The organism is Veillonella agrestimuris, from assembly GCF_943193065.1.
GTDB classification, from domain to species: Bacteria; Bacillota; Negativicutes; order Veillonellales; family Veillonellaceae; genus Veillonella; species Veillonella agrestimuris.
The window spans coordinates 1-24,239 of sequence record NZ_CALPCS010000016.1; the positions used below are offsets into that span (position 1 = coordinate 1).

The window sequence follows — 24,239 nt, forward strand, 5'->3', positions numbered from 1 at the left end:
ACTTGGCTGGAGACGGCCTGGGAGGATAGGAAGTCGCTGATTAAGCTAAAAGGCACACCAGAGGGTGTGCCTTTTTTGTTATGAATACAAGTGTATTAGATTCATCGGAGCATAGCATTTACCAAGTTACAAATCGGCAAAGGTAAATGCACAACGAGGAGTGATAGGAAGGCGCTGATTAAGCAATAAAAAAGGCATGATATAGAAAATCTATATCATGCCTTATGGAGCGGGCGAAGGGAATCGAACCCTCCTCTCAAGCTTGGGAAGCTCGCATTCTACCGATGAACTACGCCCGCACGATATATTTATCATAGCATATTTATAGTATATTGAATAGAACTTTTATAAAAGAAAATGCACTATCATATGCTAAAGTTTAAACCTATATTGAGAAGATAAGCTATGTATACACGGTGTTTCGTTGATTGTTTTTTTAATAATATGGTATGATTATATAGGATATACTGTGTAAAATTATTTTTGTTTTATCGTTGTATATATAGGATTGAATATGAACAAATTTAAAACTTTTCTCCAATCAGATTCTATTGGTGGCGTATCTCTATTGCTGGCTGCTATATTAGGAGTTATTGTGGCAAACTCATCATTTGCTTCGGTGTATTTTAATTTTATGCAAATTCACCTTGGGCCTTTAACTTTATTAGAATGGGTTAATGATGGGTTAATGGCATTATTCTTTTTATATGTAGGATTAGAAATAAAAACGGAAATGATTTCTGGCGAATTGAATACAAATTCAAAACGTTTACTACCTGTTTTAGCAGCTATAGCAGGGGTATTAGCGCCAGCCTTGATTTATTTCTTAATTGCTGGAGTACATCCTGATTATACCCATGGATGGGCTATACCGACGGCTACTGATATTGCTTTTGCCATTGGCATTATTACGATGCTTGGTAAACGAGTATCACAAGCTATGAAAGCCTTTTTATCAGCTCTTGCTGTTATTGACGATTTAATTGCAATTATTGTTATTGCTATTTTTTACGGTGCTGGTGTTAACCTTCCTTATTTATTAGGGGCTGTAGTTACAACAGCATTACTAGTGTATACTAATAAACAAGGCTATTTGAGACCTATTTTATACGTTGTATTAGGTGTTGTGTTATGGACATTTGTATTACGTTCTGGTGTACATGCTACAATCGCAGGCGTAGTACTAGCTATGACCATACCGGCTATTGGAAAGATAGAAGGACGTACAGTATACCCTCTTCATGCATGGGCTCATAAGTTGAAACATTGGGTTAATCTATTGATTATTCCTGTATTTAGTTTTTTGAATGCAGGTGTTTCTTTCTCTGATTTCTCATCCCATCAATTATTCCATCCTGTTGTGCTCGGTATATCATTAGGTTTAATTCTTGGTAAACAATTTGGTATTTTCTCTGCCGTTTATATATTAGTACAATCTAAAATTATTAAAATGCCAACCAATACGTCTTGGATTGAAGTCTACGGTACATCTATTGTATGCGGTATCGGTTTCACGATGAGTTTATTCGTAGCTACCTTGGCTTTTGCGCCTGGATTGACACAAGAAATGGCAAAAGTAGGTATCTTTATTGGCTCGATCGTTTCAGGTCTATTAGGGGCATCTGTTTTATTCCTTGCTTCGGCATTAAAAAAGAATAAAGGAAATTCTAGTATTTCTAAATCATAGAAGCTATTTTAATATAATAGATTATCTTTATATATCATATAGTATTAATCATATAGGAAGGATTATATATATCAATGGAACGAATATTTGTGTTTCTTCGTTCTCCAGCAGCAGCTACTAATGTATTGCTGGGGGCAACGATTATTGCGTTAATTTTAGCTAATTCACCAGCAGCACCTCAATATATGTCTCTCGTTAACCTCAAAATGGGACCATTAACGGCTGTTGAGTGGGTAAATGATGCGCTCATGGCTATTTTCTTCTTGTTTGTAGGTCTCGAAGTAAAACGTGAACTTGTAAATGGTGAATTAAACACTAATGCAAAACGAGTTATGCCAGGTGTAGCAGCTGCATTTGGAGTTATTGTTCCAGCGTTGATTTATTATTTAATTGCTGGTGATAATCCAGAATATGTTCGTGGCTGGGCTATACCGACAGCTACGGATATTGCTTTTGCTATCGGTGTTATTACGGCTTTAGGATCTCGAGTACCGAATTCTATGAAAGTATTTCTTACAGCTCTAGCCGTTATTGATGATTTGATTGCTATTATTGTTATTGCTATTTTCTATGCTGCTAGTATTAATCTGATGTATTTGATAGCAGCTGCTGTAGTTATCGGGTGCCTGATTTATTGTAATCGCCAAGGTTATGTGAGACCTTTGGCATATATCATTTTAGGTGCTATTTTATGGTATTTTATTTTACGATCTGGTTTGCATGCTACTATGGCAGGTGTTATTTTAGCCATGACGATTCCTGTACAAGGGAAAATTGGACATAAGGTAGTGCGACCAATGCAACATTGGGAACATGTATTGTCTAACTGGGTGAGCTTTCTCATTGTACCAATTTTCGCGTTCTTTAATGCCGGTGTTAGCTTAGCTGGTTTCTCAATGTCAGATTTAACAAATCCTGTTGTATTAGGCGTGGCATTAGGCTTGATTTTAGGTAAACAAATTGGTATTCTAGGGGCTGTATTTGGTATGGTGAAACTAGGTATTGCACCAATGCCAGCTGAAGCGAACTGGAAATATATTTATGGCACATCCATCGTATGTGGTATTGGTTTTACTATGAGTATATTTGTTTCTATTCTTGCCTTTGCTCCTGGTGTGACTCAAGAAATGGCTAAAGGTGGCGTATTAATAGGTTCTATTATTTCTGCTGTTGTAGGTTATATTTTCTTGCGCATTGCTGGTTCTAATCGTAAAGAATGTCATATTGGGGTATATCATAATTGCTAAATCATTAGTAATCAGTGAGGGGATATGATTAGAAAAATAGTATTATTAGGAACGCTATGCTTCCTCATGAATATGATGGCTTTCGCTCATGCGGCGGTCATTAGTAAAGGTCAACAAGGACATCACGTCCAAAAATTACAAACTATGTTGGCTCAGCAAGGCTTTTTGAAAGATTCCGCAGATGGTGTTTTTGGTACTCGTACAGAAGCAGCTGTAAAGAAATTCCAAAAATCGAAAGGCTTAGCTGTAGATGGTCGAGTTGGACCAGCAACAATGAAAGCTTTGGAAAAGTATGAAACTACTTATACAGAAGCTATGACAACTAAAGATCGTAGTGGAGTCCCTAAAAAATATGTTAAAGTTATGACAATGCATGCTAGTGCTTATAGTTCTCAAGATCCAGGTAATGGTAATTATACAGCTACAGGAGCGCGTCTAAAAAAAGGTATTGTTGCTGTAGACCCTAATGTCATTCCATTAGGGACGAGACTCTATATTGAAGGATATGGTTATGCTGTAGCAGAAGATGTAGGAGGTGCTATTAAGGGGACACGCATTGATTTAGCTTTTGAAAAACGATCGGAAGCGCTTCATTTTGGCCGTCAAACGGTAAAAGTGTACATTTTATAATTGCATATATGGCTCACGAGATATAGAGGATACATTAATGTATCATTGAATCTTGTTACCTATGAAAATACTCTAGCCCACATATTGTGGGCTAGAGTATTTTTTATCCGAATTTTCTAGAACTAGAGAAATACGAATATTCGGATTTTATGGTATAATAAAAATAAAAGTGTAGTGATTTAGCAAAGGAAGGTTTATGGATAAAGTAAAACGGGTAGAACGATTAGTGGCGATGACAAAATTATTAGTGGACTCGCCGCAAAAATTAATTCCTCTCAATTATTTCTGTGATTTCTTTGGCATGGCTAAATCTACAGTAAGTGAAGACTTAACTTGCGTTAGACAGTCGATGGAGCACTTTCAATTAGGGACTTTGGAAACTGTTGCTGGCGCAGCAGGGGGTGTACGATTTATCCCTCACCGCCAAGGGGAGCAAGCCAATGAAATCTTAACAGATGTACAACAGCGATTAAAAGAGCAAGATAGAATTATTCCTGGCGGTTTTATTTATATGTCTGATATTCTCTACGATTGGCATGTTATGACAAGGCTTGGAGAAATTATTATGACTCGCTTTGCCGATCGTGATCCAGACTATATTTTGACAGTAGAAACAAAAGGGATTCCTTTAGCGGTTATGGTGGCGCGAGCTTTCAATAAGCCGCTCGTCATTGCTCGCCGAGATAGTAAAGTAACAGAAGGATCTGCTATTAGTATTAATTATGTAACTGGTTCGTCCGGGCGTATTCAAACGATGACTCTTACAAAACGAGCTATTCCACCGAATTCTAAGGTTCTTATTATTGATGATTTTATGAAAGCTGGTGGCACAGCGAAAGGTCTGACAGAATTAGTGAGGGAAATGAATGGTAATGTGGTAGGCACAGGTGTATTAGTTGCTACGGCAGAACCAACCCCTAAACTCATTGATGATTATGAAGCGTTGTTTACATTTTATGGCATTGATGAAAAGACTAATGAAATTCTTATTGAACCAGTATTTGATGATGTTGATAAATAGGAGACTACTATGAATATTGCAAGTCTTATTTTGGCGGCCGGAAAAGGGACGCGAATGAAATCTAAATTGCCAAAAGTGCTTCATAAAGTGGGCGGTAAAGCGATGGTAGAACGAGTATTGGAAACTGTTCAATCATTAGGTACGGTCAGAGATGTAGCTATCGTTGGTTTCGGTGGCGACGAAGTAGAAGCTTATTTAGAAGGTCGTGCTGAATTTGTTCGTCAAGAAGAACAAAAGGGGACAGGCCATGCCGTTAAAATGGCTCAACCTGTATTGGGACGTTTTGACGGTACAATTCTATTGGTATGTGGCGATACACCGCTAGTGACAAAAGAAAGTTTAGAAGCTTTGTTACAAGAGCATGCTCAATCTGGTGCAGCAGCGACTATTTTGACGGCTTATATGCCTGATCCAACAGGGTACGGTCGTATCATTCGCAATAGCGATGGTCATGTGGTGCGTATTGTAGAACAAAAAGATGGTAATCCTGAGGAATTATCTGTATGTGAAGTCAATACAGGTATGTATGCTTTTGATAGTCAAAAATTATGGCCTTGTTTAGATGAATTATCCGATGATAATGCTCAAGGCGAATTGTACATTACTGATGTAGTAAGCATCCTTGTAAATGGCGATGAAAAAGTGAGTGCCTATATGACAGAAGACTTTGAAGAGTCTTTAGGCGTTAATTCTCGCTTACAACTGGCAGAAGCAGAAGCAATTTTGCGTCGTCGTAAAAACGTTGAATTGATGAATGCTGGCGTTACGATTATCGATCCTAATACGACTTACGTAGCTCCTGAAGTACAAGTGGGGACTGATGTTATTTTATATCCTGGCACTATATTAGAAGGGAATACTGTGATTGGTGAAGGTTCTGAAATTGGCCCTCACACGCGTTTGACCAATGTTATTGTTGGCAATCATTCGATGTTACATTTCACGTATGCTCATGACTGTGAAGTGAAGGACCATGTGGATGTAGGTCCTTACGTTCATTTGCGTCCTAATGCAGTCATTCATGATCATGTACATATTGGTAACTTCGTAGAAGTTAAAAACAGCCAGGTTGGAGCAGGTACTAAATTCCCTCATTTATCCTATATTGGCGACAGTGATGTAGGGGCTGGTGTTAATATTGGTTGCGGCACGATTACTGTTAATTACGACGGTAAATTAAAGCATCGCACCACTATTGGTGATGGTGCATTTGTAGGTTGCAATAGCAATCTTGTGGCGCCTGTAACGATTGGTAAAGAAGCTTATGTAGGGGCTGGCTCTACGATTACTAAAGACGTTCCTGAAAGAGCATTAGCTGTTGGTAGAAGCAAACAAATTATTAAAGAAAACTGGGTAAGTGACGATACTTTCAAAAAGAAATAAAATTTACTCCAAAATGTTTTGCACAACATGGAAGAAATAGTATACAATAATAGGGCAATATAGTTTTGTGTATCTGTAATATACGTTATGCTATACGTTTAGTAACTAAGTAGAATTACGGACAGATGAAAGGGTATCAACATGGCATTTGAAGATGGCAAAAAACTCAAGATTTTCACAGGTAATGCGAATCCAGAATTGGCAAAAGAGATTTGTGATTATTTAGGTTTGCCTTTAGGTGAAGCATTTGTAGGTCGTTTTAACAATGGCGAAGTGCAAATTATGATTGATGAAAGCGTACGTGGTAAAGACGTATTTATCGTTCAACCAACAAGCTATCCTGTCAATGATAATTTAATGGAATTAATGGTTATGGCTGATGCATTAAAACGTGCGTCTGCTCGCCATATTACAGCAGTTGTGCCATATTATGGTTATGCTCGACAAGACCGTAAAACACGTGGTCGGGAACCAATTACAGCAAAACTAATTGCTAACTTATTGGAAACGGCAGGTATTACACGTCTTGTAACAATTGATTTGCATGCAGGTCAAATACAAGGTTTCTTCGATGTGCCAGTAGACCATTTATTCGGTGCGTCTATTATCGCTAAATACATTAACGAAAAGAAAATGGAAGATCTTATCGTTGTATCTCCAGACCTTGGTGGAGTAACTCGAGCTCGTGATTTAGCCGACCGCATTGGTGCTCCTATTGCGATTATTGAGAAAAAACGTCCTGAACCAGGCGTAGCTAAAGTAATGAATTTAATTGGTGATGTAAAAGGCAAAAATTGTATTATCATCGATGATATCGTTGATACAGCAGGTTCTTTAGTAGAAGGGGCGAAAGCATTAGAAGAATTCGGTGCTAAATCTGTTACTGCTGCCGTTACTCATGCAGTATTGACTGATCCAGCAGCGGAACGCATTGCTAATTCCAATATTAAAGAGTTGATTGTAACAAATACGATTCCATTGCGTACTGAATTGCCAAATATTACTCAATTATCTGTAGCACCATTGTTAGGGGAAGCGATTATGCGCATCTTCCATGAAGTATCTGTAAGTAATTTATTTGATAAATAATAGGTGTTCCTTGAAGTTAGTAGTAGGCCTTGGTAATCCAGGTAAACAATATGAGTCTACAAAACATAATATCGGTTTTATGGTTGTCGATGCCATTGCAGAGGCTGTTAGTCATACTCCATGGAAAGAAGAACAAAAAGCTGAAGTATGTTCTATCACTGTAGATGGGGAAAAGGTTTTACTCGTAAAGCCTCAAACCTTTATGAATCTTAGTGGTGAATCTGTAGGCCCTTTGATGCGGTATTATAAAATTGATCCCAAAGATGTGTACTGCATTTATGACGATATGGATTTGCCTGTTGGCAAATTGCGGATTCGCCCTAATGGTAGTTCTGGCGGACATAATGGCATTAAGTCATTGATTACACATATAGGAACAGAGGAGTTTCCTCGTTTTCGCGTAGGTATTGGCAGACCGCTACCACAATGGACTGTTATAGATCATGTAATGGCGCCATTTCCTGAAGAGTCTAAGGAGAAGGTAGAAAAAGGTATCAAAGATACTGTAAAAGCTGTATTAGGCACTTTAGAAGTAGGCCTTGATAAAGGCATGAACTTATACAATCCTAAGCGTAGACCAAGATAAACAACAAGGCATGAATCATTACGGTTCATGCCTTTTATTTTTATAGAAGATATGGTTTTCTATGATTACGATATGTCTTTGCTGTTATTAGAGAGAGGTAGAGCGCTGTCTTTACTATTTATAGATATAGTAGGTAGAGGATTTGATGAATAAACAGAAAAAAATGCCCTTTGTAGAGGCGTTAGTAGAATATAAAAAGGATAGTTTTATACCATTTCATACGCCTGGACATAAGATTGGACAGGGAGCACCGCATCTACTACAACAATGGATGGGCCCGGCGTTACCTTACGATTTAGGGGTTATGTATGCCTTAGATGATTTACATGAACCTGAAGGAGCTTTACAAGAAGCACAAGACCTAACTGCAAAACTATATGGAGCAGATCACTGCTGGTTTTCCATTAATGGTACGACTGCTCTCATTGAAGCGATGATTATGGGAACCGTAGGCCCCGGTGATTCTATCATTATCCCGCGTGAAGCACATCGATCGGTAGCAAGTGGTCTCGTCTTATCAGGGGCTACACCGATTTATATGGAATGCGAATTTCATCGCCGTTGGGGTGTTCCGTTAGGCGTTACGACCGAACAAGCTATCGCTACCATGGAGGCCCATCCGGAGGCGAAGGCTATTGTATTAGTATATCCCAATTATTACGGTATTGGTGTCGACATAGAAGGCATTGTGAAAGCCGCCCATGAGCGGGATATGATTGTTTTAGTGGATGAAGCTCATGGACCTCATTTGCCATTTCACGAGGATTTTCCTATAGAAGCTATTGCTGCAGGCGCTGATTTAGTAGCGCAGAGTACACATAAATCACTAGGATCATTAACGCAGACGTCGTGGCTATTAGGCAAAGGAGATCGTATTAATGCAAGACGGATTACACAAATGCATCAAATGCTACAATCTACAAGCCCTAATTATATATTTTTGGCTTCCCTTGATATGGCGCGCCATCAAGTGCTTACAGAGGGGAAAGAACTATTGGAGCGTACGCTTCGTTTAAGCCGACAACTACGTGAGCAATTACAAACTATCAAAGGTGTAGCTATTATGGACCAAGAGTCAGTAGGAGCTATGCACTATGATATAACTAAAGTCCTTATCGATGTACGGGACTGGGGGATAAGTGGCGTAGAATTTGAGAAGCTATTGCGGGCTCAGCATATAGAAGTCGAATTAGTACAAGCCCATCACGTATTAGTCTTGATTACTATAGGTGATACAGAAGAATCCATTCGTCAATTAGTGGACTCCGTACGACATATCGAAAAGATGGTGAATCGAAATCCTCTTAATGATAATATCTATGAAGCCTCTAGTGACGACTCTAGTCGACTACCAACACCTGTTGTGCGTTTAACACCACGAGAGGCGATGTATAAAAAGAGAGAGCGCATTGAATTGTGTTATGCATTACATCGTATTTCAGGAGAAACTATTTCTTATTACCCGCCAGGAATTCCATTCTTAGTGGGAGGAGAAGAAATTACTGAATCTGTGTTACAATATATAGAGAATCGTAAAGCATTAGGCTATGTACCTAATGGGGCTGATGATAGAGATTTACATACGATATGGGTTATAGAGGAGTGATTATGGGGACATTGATTATACTTGAAGGCAGCGATGGAAGCGGTAAAGCGACACAAGCTAAGCGCTTAGTAGAACGCTTGACAGAAGAGGGGTATCAGGTACGAAGTGTTAGTTTTCCCAATTACGATAGCGATGCGTCTATGCCTATAAAAATGTATTTGTCTGGACAATTTGGTGCTGAAGTAGACGCAGTTAACCCCTATGTTGCTAGCTCTATGTATGCCATCGATCGCTTTGCATCATTCCGCATGGATTGGGAACGCTTTTATCGCGATGGAGGCATTATTGTAGCAGATCGATATACTACATCAAATATGGTTCATCAAATGGTAAAGTATAGTGATAAACAAGAGAGAGAAGAGTTTTTGAAGTGGCTAGAGGACTTTGAATTTGATAAATTTGGCCTTCCTCGCCCTGATGTAGTATGTTTACTGGATGTACCACTAGCCGTTACAGAAGCGTTAATGGAAGAACGCACTGGTAAAACGGGGGGCGAAACTGGTGATATTCACGAAGGGAATCACAAATATTTAGAATCTGTTCACGAGGCCTATGATGAATTAGTTGAGCGTTATGGATGGCAACGTATCGAGTGTACCGAACAAGATGAATTTGGTTCTATAGGGATGCGTAGTATTGAATCCATCCATGATGATGTATATCAAGCTATTCAAGAGTATATATAAGAATTTTAGCACAACTTATGATGGGTGTATTAAGTACAGAAGTCTTTAAAAAGTTACATAATTCCTATATAATAGAAATATTGACGGAAATTAATGGGAGGAGGTAGTATGACATATTTTGATACTGTTATTGGTCAAGATACGATTAAAAAACACCTCACAGATTTAGTAGACCGTCAAACATTACCGCATAGTTTATTGTTTTATGGTGAAGCAGGTTTAGGTAAATTAGCTATGGCTATTGGTTTGGCCTCATTATTAGTTGGTCGCCAAGTATTTGGTGGTGGCAATGGTGAACGCTATTTGGCCGAAGTAGAGGCTGCTCGGTTAGCCAATGGGGAATCGCAGAAGAAAATCGAAGCTGAAGGATTACCTCTTTATATGGATAAAGGAGATGTCTTTTGGTTACGACCTATGAAATCGACTTTGAAAGTAGAACAGTGGTATACGTTGTTACAAGATCATTTGAGTGTTGTTGGTCTTGGTAATCGAGTTGTCATTGTAGAAGACTTTCACACCGCTAATCTCATCATGGCCAATGCTATGTTGAAAACTATTGAAGAACCACCTGAAAAGGTGTATTTTATTATTTTAACTGATAAAATCAATACCGTATTACCGACCATTGTATCTCGTTGTATGGGAGTCAGTTTTCAACCTGTAGGTCCTGATATACTGCGACAAGCCTTTTCGAATCGCTCTGTAGAGGAGGGGGATTTAGAAGATGCTATCGCATTAGGTCAAGGAAATCCTGCTATCGTGGAATCCTTGCTTTCTCAAGGGACTATCCATATGTTAGACCTGGCTGTACGATGGATGTCCATATTGGGGACGAGTCGACAATGGTTTGGCGACATCGCCTTATTGTCAGAAAAGCTTAGCCGTGAAGAAGCATTAGAATTGATGCATTGGCTACGGTTAGTAGCGCGTGATATGATGGCTTTAAAAAGCGGTGCTACTATAGAGCAATTGCAATTACCTATGCATCGCCGTACATTATTGAAACTCATATCTCATTGGTCTATGCTGGGATTGTCAGCAGTTACAGCAGAAACGTTAAAAGCGGAACGAGCTTTGAGATTGCATATAAAAATCGCTCTTGTAGTGGACGGTCTCAGTATCGCCCTTCATGATGCTCGTGAGGAGGTTTAGATGGTAACCATCGTTGGCGTAAGATTTAAAAAAGCTGGTAAAATTTACTACTTTTTACCCGGTCACAATGAATTGACTATTGATGATCAAGTCATTGTAGAAACGTCTCGCGGCGTTGAACATGGTACTGTTGTAATAGGCCCTAAAGAGGTAATGGAAGACTTTTTAGTTATGCCTATTAAAACGGTCATTCGAAAAGCGACGCCAAAAGATTTGAAACAAATAGAGAAAAATAAAGAACGAGAAGCGAAAGCCTTTGATATTTGTTTAGAAAAAATTGAAAAACGTAAGTTGCCGATGAAGCTCATCAATGTAGAATATACATTTGATATGAATAAAATCGTATTTTTCTTTACCGCTGATGGACGCATCGACTTTAGGGAACTCGTCAAGGATTTGGCGACAGTTTTTAGAACTCGTATTGAGTTACGTCAAGTAGGTGTTCGAGATGAAGCTAAAGTGCTCAATGGTATTGGTGCCTGTGGACGAGCGTTATGTTGCTCTAGCTTTTTGGGGGACTTTACACCTGTATCGATTCGTATGGCAAAGGATCAAAATCTTAGCTTAAATCCTACGAAAATTTCTGGTGTTTGTGGACGTTTGATGTGCTGCTTAAATTATGAAGATGATTTATATAAAAAAGGTGGCGATTTATACGTTAAAAAAGAACGCCCTCAAACAATTAATGATATTGAACCACCAGGGATTGGTAAAGACGTAGTTACCGATGAGGGCATTGGTAAAATCTTGAAAGTGAATACCCATAAACGCACTGTAAAAGTTCAATTAGAAGCAGGCCGCACCATTGATTTGAAATGGTCTGAAGTAGCATTACCAGATGAGTAATGTAGAAACATTAGACGATTTGATTATTGATGGTCTGCGCATCTATCAACGAATCGATCAATTTCGTTTTTCCTTTGATGCTATTGCGCTCCTTCATTTTTGTAAATTTAATGGTCATCATCGGTATGTCGATTTAGGAACGGGTACAGGTGTACTTCCTTTAGTTGGGACTTCCTTGGGTGCTGGTCACATAACGGGTATAGAAATTAATAGCATCGTAGCAAACTTGGCAAAACGAAGTGTTATCTATAATAATAAATCCCATGTAGTGCATATTGAAGAAGGTGATTATCGCTATATGCAGTATCAGCTCTTTGGAGATAAGCCTTTTGATGGTGTTTTAGTGAACCCACCTTATTTTGATCATGCAGGTGGTAATGTACCTAGTGAAAGTTCCCGTCATATAGCATTACACGATGAACATACTTCATTAGAAGATGTCATTGCCTCAGCTAAACGACTGATCAAGTATAAAGGTCGTTTATGGATGGTGTATAGTGCGCCACGCTTAGCGGAGGCTTTCAGTATATTAAGAACGTATCAATTTACAGTGAAACGATTGCGCATGGTTCATGGCAGAATTGACAAACCTGCTAAAATTGTCCTTATAGAAGCCATTCAAGGTGGACAAGAGGGGTTGATTGTAGAAGAACCATTAATCGTATACCATAGGCCTAATGAATACACAGAGGAGGTGTCCCGTTGGTATGAAGGATAATCAAAAGGGCACCTTGTATTTAGTGCCCACCCCTATTGGGAATTTAGAAGATATGACGTATCGCGCGGTGCGCATTCTCGGTGAAGTGGATGCTATCGCTGCTGAAGATACGAGACATACGGGCTTATTATTAAAACATTTTGATATAAAAAAGCCCCTTATTTCTTATCATGAACATAATAAAGAAGAAAAGGGGCTTGCTATTATTCATATGTTATTAGAAGGCCAACATATTGCTTGCGTTAGTGATGCAGGAATGCCGGCCATTTCAGATCCTGGCGCAGATTTAGTAGATAAAGCGATTGCTGCAGACATTCCTATCGTCCCTTTGCCGGGGGCTAATGCAGCTCTAACGGCGCTCATTGCCTCTGGTTTAGATACAAAGCAATTTACCTTTTTCGGTTTTTTGCCTAAACGAGGTAAACATCGCAATGAAGCATTAGAAGCAATACGACAGCACCGAGGGACTTTATTATTTTATGAAGCGCCTCATCGCTTAGAAGAGGTGTTGTTAGATATGTATAAAGTCTTAGGGAATCGACCGATTGTGATTGCGCGCGAGGTGACTAAGAAGTTTGAAACTTTTTTACGCACTGACTTAGCCTCTCTTTGTAGTGATTTAGATGAGATTACCTATAAAGGGGAATTTGTACTTCTCTTAGGTGGTGCTGAAACGAGTGATGAAGAGAAGCTTTCAGAAGAAGTGCCGCTCTCCTATGAAGATGCTGTAGCAGCACTCGTTACGGAAGGAATGCCTAAAAAAGAAGCTATTCGAGAGGTGGCCAAGCGATTTGGAGTATCTCGGCGGGACGTTTATAATGCGGTAGAACGATAATTTTATGGAGGGTATAATGGATCAAAATAAAAAAACATATTATATTACAACTCCCATTTACTATCCTAGTGCGAAATTGCACATAGGTCATACATATTGTACATCGGTAGCCGATACGATTGCTCGTTTTAAACGATTAGCTGGCTATGATGTACGTTTTTTAACTGGTTCAGACGAGCATGGTCAAAAAATTCAGCGCGCTGCCGAAGCAGAAGGTATTACGCCATTAGAATATACGACACATATCGTAGATGGTTTCAAAGCTTTATGGGAGAAACTACATATTTCTAATGATGATTTCATCCGCACTACTGATGAGCGTCATGAAAAAGTTGTACAAGAGTTGTTTACAAAAGCCTATGAAAAAGGCGACATTTACAAAGCAGAATATGAAGGGTGGTATTGTACGCCAGATGAAACATTTTGGACAGAACAAAAATTAGGCCCTAATCATACCTGCCCAGATTGTGGACGCCCTGTAGAGCGTGTAAAAGAAGAAAGTTATTTCTTTAAACTTGGGAAATATACAGATCAATGGCTAGCATTTATTGAAGAAAATCCTGACTTTATTCAACCTGAATCGCGTCGTAATGAAATGATTCAATTTGTCAAGCAAGGTTTAGAAGACTTAGCAGTATCTCGTACGTCTTTCGACTGGGGCATTAAAGTTCCTTTCGATCCTAAACACGTTGTATATGTATGGTTTGACGCGTTAGTAAATTATATTAGTGCATTAGAGCCTTTTGCAGGTGATAGCGAATTATACAAACATTATTGGCCAGCGGATCTTCACTTAGTAGGGAAAGAAATCGTTCGTTTCCATACTATCATTTGGCCAATCATGTTGATGAGCCTTGACTTGCCATTGCCTAAAAAAGTCTTTGGTCATGGTTGGATGATCGTAGATGGTACTAAAATGAGTAAGTCATTAGGTAATGTTATCGATCCAAATCCGCTTATCGATACATATGGGGCTGATTCCTTGCGTTACTATTTATTGTCTGAAATCCAATTAGGCAATGATGGGAATTTTACTTTGCCTAATTTCGTAACGAAAATCAATGCTGATTTATCCAATGATTTAGGGAATCTTTTGAATCGTACTATTGCGATGATTCAGAAATATCATGACGGAATCATTACGAAAACAGCTGATATAGACGGATTAGACCAAGAAATTTCTGCCTTAGCAGAAAAGACAGTAGCTGATTTTGAAGTTCAAATGGAAGCTATGGAAATCAATAAAGCGCTTAAAACAGTGTGGGCTTTCATCGGTCGTATGAATAAATACATTGATGAAACTATGCCTTGGGCCCTTGCGAAGAGTAGCGATGAGGCTGATGTAACTCGTTTACAATCTGTTATGTATCATTTAGCTGAAAGCTTGCGTATTATAGCAGTATTAGTAAGTCCTGTCATTCCTGTAGGGGCTCCTAAAATTTGGGAACAACTAGGATTAACTGGCTTTGGTGATGCTAATTTAGATACGATCCGTACATGGGGCGGTATTCCAACTGGCACTACTGTAGTGAAAGGGGAACCTATTTATCCTCGTTTTGAAGTGCCTGAAATGGTAGAAGTCGTAGAAGTAAAAGAAGAAGCAGAGGCTGTAGATACATCGGCTATTCCACCGTTGAAAGAACACATTGCCTATGATGACTTCGAAAAATTAGATTTACGAGTGGCTAAGGTGCTGACTTGCGAAAAAGTGCCGAAATCTAAGAAATTATTGAAATTCACCCTCGATATTGGTTTAGAAGAACGCACTGTGGTAAGCGGTATTTCTCAATATTACGAACCAGAACAAATGATTGGGAAAAAAGTAATTTATTTAGCAAACTTGGCACCTAAGAAATTGATGGGCATCGAATCATATGGCATGATTTTATCTGCTTCTGATTGGAATGAACAATTAGAAGTAACTAATATCGATTCCTTGCCACCAGGGAGTATTGTAAAATAATGAAACTATTTGATACACACGCGCATATCAATGATCATCGTTTTGATAATGATAGAGCGGAGATGATACAAGCTTGTTTTGAGGCTGGTGTAGAATATATTTTGATTCCTGGTGTAGATCGTAGCACTGTGGAACCTTCTTTAGCATTAGCTAATGAATATGATAGAATTTATGCAGCTGTTGGTACTCATCCTCATGAATCAAAAGATTTTACTGACGACGATTATGAGTATTATAAAGACTTAGCTTTGCATCACCATAAAGTGCGTGCTATTGGGGAAATTGGATTAGATTACTATTACGATTTTTCTGATCGCATCACACAACGAGAGGTCTTTGTTCGTCAATTGGCATTAGCTCGAGAAGTAGACTTGCCAATTATTATCCATGATCGTGATGCGCATGGTGATATTATGGATATTCTTCGTAATGAAGGGAAAGGCAATTGGGGGATTTTCCACTGCTATTCAGGTAGTTGGGAAATGGCCAAAGAACTCGTGAAAATGGGGTACTATATTTCTTTTGCCGGCCCTGTGGTATTTCCAAAGTCTACTAAGTTAAAAGAAGTAGCACAGCAAGTGCCATTAGATCGTATTTTGATCGAAACAGATTCTCCTTATTTAACGCCGCCTCCATTTAGAGGACGTCGAAATGATCCGAGTAAAACACAATTTATTGCAGAAGAAATTGCTGCCTTAAAAGGTATGGATGTAGAAGAATTTGCAGCTCAAACCTATGAAAATGGAAAGCGCGTATTTGGTATTCAATAATATTCCTTATATATGGTTGCTATCCTAGGCATAGTTGTAGCAATATTTCTACATGTGACCGACCTCCTTAGATTTTTGAATACTAAGGAGGTCGGTTTTTCTATGGTATACTAAAAGCATAACATCTATAGGGTCTAAAGGATTAATATAACGAGGCTTAACATATGGAACGTGTTGCATTTATAGATTTAGGATCGAACTCAGTTCGTTTCATTATATATGAAATCTCAAAGACTGGTAGTTATCGTCTTATTTACCAAGAAAAGGAAAGTATTCGTTTAAGCGAAAATATGTGGGATGAAGGAGCTCTTACTAAAGAGGCTATGGAGCGAGCTTTACAGTCGTTACAATCATTTGTTCATATGGCAAAAGTGATGGATGTGAAGAGTATCAAATCTGTGGCTACTGCTGCTGTACGCTTGGCGTCAAATGGAGACGATTTCATTCAACGCATCTTAGACGAGACGGGGATGGAGCTAGAATGTATTTCTGGAGAGGAAGAAGCACGATTAGGTTTTCTTGGTGTCATTAATACGATTGGTCTGAAAAATTTTGTCATTTTTGACCTAGGTGGCGCGAGTACAGAAGTGACACTCGTCAAAAATCGTCAAATAGAACAATCTGTTAGTTTGCCTATTGGAGCTTTAACATTGACAGGGACCTATCAAAAAGGTGGAGAGTTTACAGACAAAGAATATCAAAACATGGTAAAAGCCATTAAAAAGACGATTGCCTCTCACAAGTGGCTTAAAAATGCAAAAATGCCTTTACTAGGCATAGGTGGGACGGCGCGTAATATTGCTAAAATGGATCAACGAAAATTAAACTATCCTATTACAAAGATTCACAGTTATGAAATACCATATCATCGATTTATGGAGCTCTTAGATGATGTAAAAAGCAAACCATTAGAGCAGCGCAAGAAAATCAACGGTCTTTCATCGGAACGGGCAGATATTATTATTGCAGGCATGACGATTGTACAAGAACTCTTTAATTATGTGAATAGTAAGACTTTAGTGGTCGGTGGTTCGGGATTGCGAGAAGGCTTGTTCTATGATTATTATGGACATCATTATTTAGGAGGCAATCCTATTATTGAAGATATTTTGACCCATTCAGCGGAAAATATTTTGTTAGATATGACGAAGCATGAATTAATTCATGCTAAATATGTGGCTACCTTAGCAGATACTTTGTTTATGAAATGGAAATCTCTTCATAAAGGCGATGCTAATTTGCGACGTTGTTTAAAAGCAGCGGCTTTACTTCACGATATTGGTAAACGAGTGAATTATTATAGCCATGCTCGACACGGTTGTTATATGCTCATTAATAGTAATCTCTATGGTATGAACCATGTAGAACAAGCATTCAGCGGCTTTTTAGTAATGAATTCGCATGGATTGACGCCAAAAGAATATAAGACCTTTTTATATGGTAAGTTACTAGATGATGAGCAGCGCACTATGGGGAAAAAACTTTCTATCATTCTCGCTATTGCAGAGGCTCTTGATGAAAGCCATGAACAATTGATTAGCTCTATTCATACAACGATAGAGCCACAAGTAGTTCGCTTAGAGCTTACGTATCCGAAAGAGCGTAATATTTCCGTTACCCGTCATGCAGTTCATAAATTAGAAAAATCCTTTAAGAAAGAGTTCAAACGAGCCTTACATATCGAATGGACTCCAGTATAGGAGGTGTACTAAGTTGTTTACAAGTCCTAAATATTATTTTAATAGAGAGTTGTCGTGGTTGAAATTTAATCAACGAGTTCTCCTAGAATCAATTGATACAAGTAACCCTCTATTGGAACGATTGCGATTTCTTGCCATTGCTAGTTCTAATTTAGACGAATTCTTTATGATTCGCGTAGCAGGGTTACGTCATCAAGCGAAGAATGGCATCGTTAAATATGATGCTGCGCATATGGATGCGAAAACACAATTAAAAGCCATCGATGAATCGGTACAACGCCTTGTATCGATGCAATATAAGTATTTGCATGTGGTCTTAGATTCCTTGGAAGAACATGGTTTATACTTTACGACGCCGACAGAATTAGATGAAACGGGAAGAGATTGGTTATATCGCTATTTTGCAGAACAAATCTATCCTGTTGTAACACCACTTGCTGTTGATTCCGGTCATCCATTTCCATTTTTAGCAAATCAAACGATTAATGCCATTGTTCGCATCTTTCAAGAATCACCAGAGGGAAGGAAAGATTATAAAATTGCTATTTTGCCGATTCCTTCCGTTTTAGATCGCATTATTGAAGTACCGACCTCAGAGAAAGGGGAACATCGCTTCGTCTATTTAGAAGATGTTATTACTCATTATGCTACGGAATTTTTCCAAGGCTATAGTATTGATACATATATGATGTTCCGTATTACTCGAGATGGGGACCTTGAAATTGATGAAGAAGAAGCAAAAGATTTGCTTACTGAAGTAGAAGCCTCGTTAAGACGTCGGAGCCGAGGTGATGCGGTACGCCTAGAAGTGGTAGGAGAGGGCTTACCAGAATTGCTTAGTATCGTCTTAGATAGTGTAGAGTTGGAAGAAAAAGACGTATATCATATTGATGGACATTTAGATTGTCATATGTATTTTGATTTTTCCAATTATCCTGGTTATGATGACTTGCGGTATAAACCATTTGAGCCGAGAACTCCTATGGAAATTATAGGTCAAGAAAATACACCGATTCTAGATTTAATTAGAGAGCGAGATATTTTCGTTCATCATCCTTTCGAATCATTTAATGTAGTAGAGCAATTTGTAGCACAAGCTGCAGGTGACCCGAATGTATTGGCTATTAAACAAACTCTATATCGCGTCAGTGGGGAGTCACCTATTATCGCATCCCTTGTGAAAGCTGCTGAAAATGGTAAACAAGTAACTGTGTTAATGGAAGTAAAGGCCCGTTTTGATGAAGAAAATAATATCATTATGGCGCGCCGTCTGGAAAAAGCTGGATGTCACGTTATTTATGGTCTAAAAGGCTTAAAAACGCATTCCAAAATCACCATGGTAGTACGCCGAGAAGAAGATGGTATCCGTCGATATGTTCACTTAGCAACCGGTAACTACAATGGTAAGACAGCTCGCTTTTATACGGATTGTGGCATTTTTACTTGTAATGATGAATATGGTGATGATGCATCGCGCTTCTTTAATTTAATTTCAGGTTATTCTGATCCGCCAATATGGAATCAGTTTATCGTAGCACCGCTGAATTTGCGGGAACGTATTATAGCCCTTATTGATGAAGAAATTGAATGTGCTAAACGAGGCGAAGAGGCTTATATTATAGGAAAAATGAATTCTTTATTAGATAAAGAAGTGATTGCAAAATTGTATGAAGCCTCCTCTTATGGTGTTAAAATTGATTTAATCGTCCGTGGCATTTGTACGTTACGCCCAGGTATTGCAGGAGTTAGCGATCATATTACAGTTCGTTCTATTGTAGGACGATTTTTAGAGCATCATCGGTTGTTCTATTTTAGAAATGGCGGACATGAAAAGATATTCCTTTCTAGCGCTGATTGGATGCCTCGTAATTTAAATGACCGCGTAGAATTGATGATTCCTATCATATATAAGACTCATAAAGAACGAGTAAAAGGGATTTTAGAATTGTATATTAAAGATACCTTAAAAGCTCATATTATGCGTGCTGATGGATCTTATGGGAAACCGCAAGGACAAGACTATGCTATCTCTGCTCAAGAAGAGTTGATGGCAGCGGCAAAGGGGAAAAAGAAAAAGCGGAAAATGACTGTAAAAGAACGATTTGAACCGATGTTTAAGATGAAGAAATAGTGAGTTTTTGGAGTTCTAATACAAACCTGTATAAATATAGAGTAAAATATCGCTATATACTTGAGCTTTTTAGTGTATTTTCTTTTGTTGATGAAATAAAAATGAAGTTTGTTAAAAAGTCAAAGATTTAGTCGACAAATTAAAAACTCATAAAAATTCAAAAATAAAAATAAAAATTCGAAACATACTATATATTGTGGTAGTGTCGAATATATGTGCACAATTTTGCTTATATAGTATAGTATTGAATTTTTTTGATTTATCTTTATACAGTAGACATTTTTTAAAAACATAACTTTGAGAATGTTGAGAAGTTTATATATTTATTGATGTTATTGCTTATTGTTAACTTTGTGAGTTTGACAGGTTATATCTAACTGTAGTAGAATTTTGATATTATAGGAGGAATTTTAACATGCAAATTCACAAAACACACAAGCGATATGTATCGTCTGTGATTGCTGGATTGATGGTAACTGCAATAACCTTAACTGGTTTTTCTTATAATGATAAAACGGTAACAGTTATGGTAGATGGTGCAACACATACTGTGAAAACCCATTTAAACTCTAACGAGGGTATTGTACGCCACGCAGGTATTAAATTAAATCCAAAAGATAAAGTTTTTAGTAGTTCTAATTCTGTACAAGATGGTACAACACTTACTGTTGTTCGAGCTTTCCCAGTATCGGTAACAGTGAAAGGAAAAACTAGAACTGTATATACAACACAAACAACAGCAGCAGATTTAGCTAATGAATTAGGCTTTAAAGCACCAAATTATACGACTACTGAAGATGGTAATATTCAAAATGGCAGTGCCATTACAATTCTTCAAGTCACTGGTCGCTCTGTTAATACTGTGAACCAAGAGATTCCAGTAGAAGTGATTCGTGAAAAAGATGATACTATCGCTATTGGTGAAGAAAGTGTAGCACAAGTAGGTAAACCAGGAACTGCGCAAGTAGAAGTAGAAACATTATACAATAATGGTACTGCTATTAAAACAAATGAATTGTCAAAACAAGTAGTTACTAATATGACCCCTACTATTATTAAAGAAGGCACAAAAGAAGTAACTACTGCTAGTAATGTAGCGAGCCGTGCTTCTAGAGCTCTTGTGATGGAAGCTTCTGCGTATTTAGCTACTGATGGTGATGGACGCGGTATTACTGCTTCTGGCTTGCCAGCGGTGCGTGGTTTAGTAGCGGTAGATCCAGATGTTATTCCATTGGGAACTCGCTTATTTATCCCTGGCTATGGTGAAGCCTTAGCAGCAGATACTGGCGGCGCTATTATAGGTCATCGTATTGATTTATTGATGGACTCCTATGGCGAGGCTATGGAATTTGGTCGACGAGACGTTACAGTGTACGTACTAGATTAATAGAGTAGGATTGACTTAGTATAAACGATACATTGTTATAGTAAGGCTACCATCATACATAATAATTTAACAGATATATAGCTCTGGTTATATAAATAAAAGCCCTTCCGTTAGGAAGGGCTTTTATTTAGGATATAGGAAAAAATTAGGTGGGGAGGATAGAATCATTTTATTCTGGTAAGACTATATGAGCTCCATATTTTTGTAAATAATCTTCTAAGGCATTAATGTATTCTTGCCCTAAACGGCTGCGTTGCATTTTATTATTCGTAATATAGCCAACATGCATAATACCTTCTTCAGCGAGAGGAACAGCAATAATATTTTCACCATTAAACTCTCGATCGATAACACCACTAGACACAGTATAGCCATTGAGTCCTAATAATAAACTGAATAAGGATGCTCGATCGCGAACGCGAATATGTTTTTGACGAACTACAGTGCTGAAAATCTCTTCAGAGAAATAGAATGAGTTATGGTCACCTTGTTCAAAAGAAATGTAAGGGTACGGTTCTAACTCTTCCATAGAAATGACTTCTTTTTCTGCTAGAGGATGGTTTTTACCAATAAAAGCATGAGGGCTTGCTGTAAATAATTCAGTAAATGTTAAATCGTTAGAATGGATCAATTTTTCTAATACTGGTCGATTAAAATCATTGTAGTATAATAAGCCGATTTCGCTTTTCATATGTGTTACATCATCGATGATTTCATACGTTTGTGTTTCCCGCAATGAAAAGTCGTAAGAATCTACATGGGAACGATTAATTAAATCGGTGAAGGCGTTCACCGCAAAAGAGTAGTGTTGTGTAGATACAGAGAACTGTTTTTTACCGCCCGTATTCGATTTATATTGTTCTTCTAATAAAGTAGCTTGCTCTAAAACTTGACGAGCATAGCCTAAGAAACGTTCCCCTTCTTTTGATACGGTAATGCCTTTGTTTGTTCTATCGAAAATGGTAATGCCCATTTCTTTTTCTAATTCTTTTATGGCTTTTGTTAAGCTTGGTTGAGATACAAATAAGCGTTTGGCCGCTTCGCTAATACTACCAATATTGGCTATTGTTGTTACATATCGTAATTGTTGTAAAGTCACAATATATCTCCTTATGATTTGTATGATTATACTTCTAATACTAAACTATTACATCTATTTAAGCAATGTTATATATGTTACAATGATATGAAAGAGTAGGAGGACCGATGCTAAAAGAAGTAATCGTAGTGGAAGGAAAATCAGATATTCAACGGATTCAACAAGCCATAGAGGCCGAGTGTATTGCCACCGAAGGGTTTACGTTGCGCAAAGGAGTGCTTGAGCAAATTCGGGTAGCTTACGAAAAACGGGGAATCATCATTCTCACTGATCCAGATACGGCAGGCGAGAGAATCCGACGAGTATTGACAAAGAAATTCCCTTATGCAAAACATGCTTTTGTTCCCCGTGATGAAGCTTATGCAAATGATGATATTGGTATTGAACAAGCATCTCCTGAATCGATACGAAAGGCTTTATCTGTATTGCATGTAGAGTCTCTGACGTCCTCCCAGGAGTTCGCCATGGTCGATTTAGTACAACATGGGCTTTCAGGATTTCCTAATAGTGCTGAGCAACGTGCTCAAGTTGGTGCTATATTGGGAATTGGTTATGGTAATGGAAAGCAATTTTTATATCGTCTTAACCATTATGGAATTACAAGAGAGGCCTATGAATCGGCCATTATGAGTCTTACAAAATAGGAGTTACTATGATTGAATCTGTTATTGCCAGCCCGGAGGTTGTGCATTATATATGTAAACGTTTTGATATTAGAATGAGTAAAAAGCTAGGTCAAAATTTTTTGATTAAACGCGGTATTGTAGATGAAATCGTAAAATCTGCAGATTTACAAGCAGGTGAGCCTGTTTTAGAAATTGGACCAGGTATTGGCACATTAACGCAAGGTTTGGCGCAAAGCGGCGCTCAAGTAACAGCCATTGAATTAGATAGTCGCTTATTAGAAGTATTAGATACAACATTGGCACAATATGATAATGTGCATATCGTTCATGGTGACGTATTGAAATTAGATGTGCCATCTATTATGAACCATAAACCTTTTAAAGTGGTGGCTAATTTACCATATTATATTACAACGCCCATTATTATGTCTTTGTTAGAAAGCAAACTGCCTATTGAGCGTCTCGTTGTGATGGTCCAAAAAGAAGTGGCCCTTCGCATGGTGGCTCAACCAGGGACGAAGGACTATGGAGCATTATCTGTAGCTGTTCAATATTATACGGAACCAGATATCGTTCTTGATGTACCGCCGAAGTCATTTTTACCCGCTCCTGCTGTAACAAGTTCTGTTATTCGTTGCGTCTTACGAGATAAGCCACCAGTAGATGTGGTGGATGAAAAACTTTTCTTCCGCGTAGTGAAAGCTGGTTTTGCACAGCGCCGCAAAACATTTTCCAATACGATGAAAACAACGGGGCTTGGAAAAGAACAAATTGACATGATCTTACAAAAAGCTGGTATTGATGGGCAGCGACGAGGGGAGACATTCAGTTTACAAGAGTTTGCGGATATTGCTAATGCGTGGGCCACATTAGGGAGATAGTATCTATTGTATAGACACTCGTTAAAGATATAATTCTAGACACTTAGTTAAAGGTAAATTCTAGATACCTGTTGGAGATAACAAAAAAAGAAACTATGCAGTTGCATAGTTTCTTTTTTTGGTTCTATAATAAATGTTGGGGTGTCACCATCAAGGTGGCACAACCAACATTATTTTTTTGCAAAAAAAATAAGCA

The 24,239-nt window shown here is 38.2% G+C and carries 21 protein-coding genes and 1 tRNA gene; 20 read left to right on the forward strand and 2 right to left on the reverse strand.

Annotated elements, in window-relative coordinates; translation table 11 throughout:
* Positions 1-225 precede the first annotated feature (225 nt).
* A tRNA-Gly gene (locus NFR29_RS07655) sits at positions 226-299 on the reverse strand.
* Positions 300-514: 215 nt separating this feature from the next.
* On the opposite strand from NFR29_RS07655, the gene nhaA (NFR29_RS07660) reads away from it, so the two are divergent.
* The 18 genes from nhaA (NFR29_RS07660) (at position 515) to NFR29_RS07745 (ending at position 21,437) form a co-directional block, all read left to right on the forward strand.
* Entirely contained in the window at positions 515-1,687 is a 1,173-nt protein-coding gene (nhaA, locus tag NFR29_RS07660) for a Na+/H+ antiporter NhaA (RefSeq protein WP_251425242.1), read from the forward strand.
* Between the two features lie 74 nt (positions 1,688-1,761).
* Complete coding sequence (gene nhaA / locus NFR29_RS07665) at positions 1,762-2,934, forward strand: Na+/H+ antiporter NhaA (RefSeq protein ID WP_251425245.1); 1,173 nt, start codon at positions 1,762-1,764, stop codon at positions 2,932-2,934.
* Between the two features lie 24 nt (positions 2,935-2,958).
* The gene (locus tag NFR29_RS07670) at positions 2,959-3,564 is read left to right on the forward strand and encodes a 3D domain-containing protein (RefSeq protein ID WP_251425248.1); all 606 of its coding nucleotides are present in this window, start codon (positions 2,959-2,961) and stop codon (positions 3,562-3,564) included.
* A 196-nt stretch (positions 3,565-3,760) separates the two neighbouring features.
* Complete coding sequence (gene purR, locus NFR29_RS07675) at positions 3,761-4,585, forward strand: pur operon repressor (RefSeq protein WP_251425251.1); 825 nt, start codon at positions 3,761-3,763, stop codon at positions 4,583-4,585.
* Positions 4,586-4,594: 9 nt separating this feature from the next.
* Positions 4,595-5,968 (forward strand): bifunctional UDP-N-acetylglucosamine diphosphorylase/glucosamine-1-phosphate N-acetyltransferase GlmU, encoded by a 1,374-nt coding sequence (gene glmU, locus NFR29_RS07680; RefSeq protein WP_251425254.1) that lies wholly within the window; start codon positions 4,595-4,597, stop codon positions 5,966-5,968.
* A 141-nt stretch (positions 5,969-6,109) separates the two neighbouring features.
* Positions 6,110-7,057: a ribose-phosphate diphosphokinase gene (locus NFR29_RS07685; RefSeq protein ID WP_251425257.1), complete on the forward strand. Its 948-nt coding sequence runs from the start codon at positions 6,110-6,112 to the stop codon at positions 7,055-7,057.
* Positions 7,058-7,067: 10 nt separating this feature from the next.
* Entirely contained in the window at positions 7,068-7,643 is a 576-nt protein-coding gene (pth, locus tag NFR29_RS07690; RefSeq protein WP_251425260.1) for an aminoacyl-tRNA hydrolase, read from the forward strand.
* 145 nt (positions 7,644-7,788) lie between these two features.
* A complete protein-coding gene (locus NFR29_RS07695) occupies positions 7,789-9,249 on the forward strand; it encodes an aminotransferase class I/II-fold pyridoxal phosphate-dependent enzyme (RefSeq protein ID WP_251425262.1) in 1,461 nt (486 codons plus the stop codon).
* A gap of 2 nt (positions 9,250-9,251) precedes the next feature.
* Entirely contained in the window at positions 9,252-9,935 is a 684-nt protein-coding gene (locus tag NFR29_RS07700) for a dTMP kinase (protein WP_251425265.1), read from the forward strand.
* A 108-nt stretch (positions 9,936-10,043) separates the two neighbouring features.
* Positions 10,044-11,087, forward strand: coding sequence for a DNA polymerase III subunit (locus NFR29_RS07705; RefSeq protein ID WP_251425268.1), 1,044 nt, complete (start codon positions 10,044-10,046; stop codon positions 11,085-11,087).
* Entirely contained in the window at positions 11,088-11,933 is an 846-nt protein-coding gene (locus tag NFR29_RS07710; protein ID WP_251425271.1) for a PSP1 domain-containing protein, read from the forward strand.
* The gene (locus NFR29_RS07715; RefSeq protein WP_251425274.1) at positions 11,926-12,651 is read left to right on the forward strand and encodes a tRNA1(Val) (adenine(37)-N6)-methyltransferase; all 726 of its coding nucleotides are present in this window, start codon (positions 11,926-11,928) and stop codon (positions 12,649-12,651) included. Before NFR29_RS07710 ends, NFR29_RS07715 begins: the two co-directional genes overlap by 8 nt.
* A complete protein-coding gene (gene rsmI / locus NFR29_RS07720; protein ID WP_251425276.1) occupies positions 12,641-13,486 on the forward strand; it encodes a 16S rRNA (cytidine(1402)-2'-O)-methyltransferase in 846 nt (281 codons plus the stop codon). The genes NFR29_RS07715 and rsmI overlap by 11 nt, the downstream gene beginning before the upstream one ends.
* Positions 13,487-13,502: 16 nt before the next feature.
* Positions 13,503-15,449 (forward strand): methionine--tRNA ligase, encoded by a 1,947-nt coding sequence (gene metG / locus NFR29_RS07725; RefSeq protein ID WP_251425279.1) that lies wholly within the window; start codon positions 13,503-13,505, stop codon positions 15,447-15,449.
* Positions 15,449-16,219 carry a TatD family hydrolase gene (locus tag NFR29_RS07730; protein ID WP_251425282.1) on the forward strand — a complete coding sequence of 257 codons (771 nt, stop codon included), beginning with the start codon at positions 15,449-15,451 and terminating at the stop codon, positions 16,217-16,219. The genes metG and NFR29_RS07730 overlap by 1 nt, the downstream gene beginning before the upstream one ends.
* A gap of 164 nt (positions 16,220-16,383) precedes the next feature.
* Complete coding sequence (ppx, locus tag NFR29_RS07735) at positions 16,384-17,919, forward strand: exopolyphosphatase (protein ID WP_251425285.1); 1,536 nt, start codon at positions 16,384-16,386, stop codon at positions 17,917-17,919.
* 13 nt (positions 17,920-17,932) lie between these two features.
* Positions 17,933-20,050 carry a polyphosphate kinase 1 gene (gene ppk1, locus NFR29_RS07740; RefSeq protein WP_251425288.1) on the forward strand — a complete coding sequence of 706 codons (2,118 nt, stop codon included), beginning with the start codon at positions 17,933-17,935 and terminating at the stop codon, positions 20,048-20,050.
* Between the two features lie 415 nt (positions 20,051-20,465).
* Entirely contained in the window at positions 20,466-21,437 is a 972-nt protein-coding gene (locus NFR29_RS07745; RefSeq protein ID WP_251425290.1) for a 3D domain-containing protein, read from the forward strand.
* Between the two features lie 169 nt (positions 21,438-21,606).
* On the opposite strand, the gene NFR29_RS07750 is transcribed toward NFR29_RS07745, so the two are convergent.
* Positions 21,607-22,536 carry a LysR family transcriptional regulator gene (locus NFR29_RS07750; RefSeq protein ID WP_251425293.1) on the reverse strand — a complete coding sequence of 310 codons (930 nt, stop codon included), beginning with the start codon at positions 22,534-22,536 and terminating at the stop codon, positions 21,607-21,609.
* Between the two features lie 107 nt (positions 22,537-22,643).
* On the opposite strand from NFR29_RS07750, the gene rnmV reads away from it, so the two are divergent.
* Together rnmV and rsmA are read left to right on the forward strand one after the other, a co-directional pair.
* Entirely contained in the window at positions 22,644-23,180 is a 537-nt protein-coding gene (rnmV, locus tag NFR29_RS07755) for a ribonuclease M5 (RefSeq protein WP_251425296.1), read from the forward strand.
* 8 nt (positions 23,181-23,188) lie between these two features.
* Positions 23,189-24,043 (forward strand): 16S rRNA (adenine(1518)-N(6)/adenine(1519)-N(6))-dimethyltransferase RsmA, encoded by an 855-nt coding sequence (gene rsmA, locus NFR29_RS07760; protein ID WP_251425299.1) that lies wholly within the window; start codon positions 23,189-23,191, stop codon positions 24,041-24,043.
* Positions 24,044-24,239 lie beyond the last annotated feature (196 nt).

Coding starts and splice junctions, on each gene's coding strand:
- rsmI (WP_251425276.1), top strand. CDS start 12,641: ATGAAGGATAATCAAAAGGGCACCTTGTATTTAGTGCCCACCCCTATT.
- glmU (WP_251425254.1), top strand. CDS start 4,595: ATGAATATTGCAAGTCTTATTTTGGCGGCCGGAAAAGGGACGCGAATG.
- rnmV (WP_251425296.1), top strand. CDS start 22,644: ATGCTAAAAGAAGTAATCGTAGTGGAAGGAAAATCAGATATTCAACGG.
- NFR29_RS07685 (WP_251425257.1), top strand. CDS start 6,110: ATGGCATTTGAAGATGGCAAAAAACTCAAGATTTTCACAGGTAATGCG.
- NFR29_RS07700 (WP_251425265.1), top strand. CDS start 9,252: ATGGGGACATTGATTATACTTGAAGGCAGCGATGGAAGCGGTAAAGCG.
- NFR29_RS07745 (WP_251425290.1), top strand. CDS start 20,466: ATGCAAATTCACAAAACACACAAGCGATATGTATCGTCTGTGATTGCT.
- ppx (WP_251425285.1), top strand. CDS start 16,384: ATGGAACGTGTTGCATTTATAGATTTAGGATCGAACTCAGTTCGTTTC.
- NFR29_RS07670 (WP_251425248.1), top strand. CDS start 2,959: ATGATTAGAAAAATAGTATTATTAGGAACGCTATGCTTCCTCATGAAT.
- nhaA (WP_251425245.1), top strand. CDS start 1,762: ATGGAACGAATATTTGTGTTTCTTCGTTCTCCAGCAGCAGCTACTAAT.
- NFR29_RS07730 (WP_251425282.1), top strand. CDS start 15,449: ATGAAACTATTTGATACACACGCGCATATCAATGATCATCGTTTTGAT.
- metG (WP_251425279.1), top strand. CDS start 13,503: ATGGATCAAAATAAAAAAACATATTATATTACAACTCCCATTTACTAT.
- NFR29_RS07710 (WP_251425271.1), top strand. CDS start 11,088: ATGGTAACCATCGTTGGCGTAAGATTTAAAAAAGCTGGTAAAATTTAC.
- nhaA (WP_251425242.1), top strand. CDS start 515: ATGAACAAATTTAAAACTTTTCTCCAATCAGATTCTATTGGTGGCGTA.
- rsmA (WP_251425299.1), top strand. CDS start 23,189: ATGATTGAATCTGTTATTGCCAGCCCGGAGGTTGTGCATTATATATGT.
- purR (WP_251425251.1), top strand. CDS start 3,761: ATGGATAAAGTAAAACGGGTAGAACGATTAGTGGCGATGACAAAATTA.
- NFR29_RS07715 (WP_251425274.1), top strand. CDS start 11,926: ATGAGTAATGTAGAAACATTAGACGATTTGATTATTGATGGTCTGCGC.
- NFR29_RS07705 (WP_251425268.1), top strand. CDS start 10,044: ATGACATATTTTGATACTGTTATTGGTCAAGATACGATTAAAAAACAC.
- NFR29_RS07695 (WP_251425262.1), top strand. CDS start 7,789: ATGAATAAACAGAAAAAAATGCCCTTTGTAGAGGCGTTAGTAGAATAT.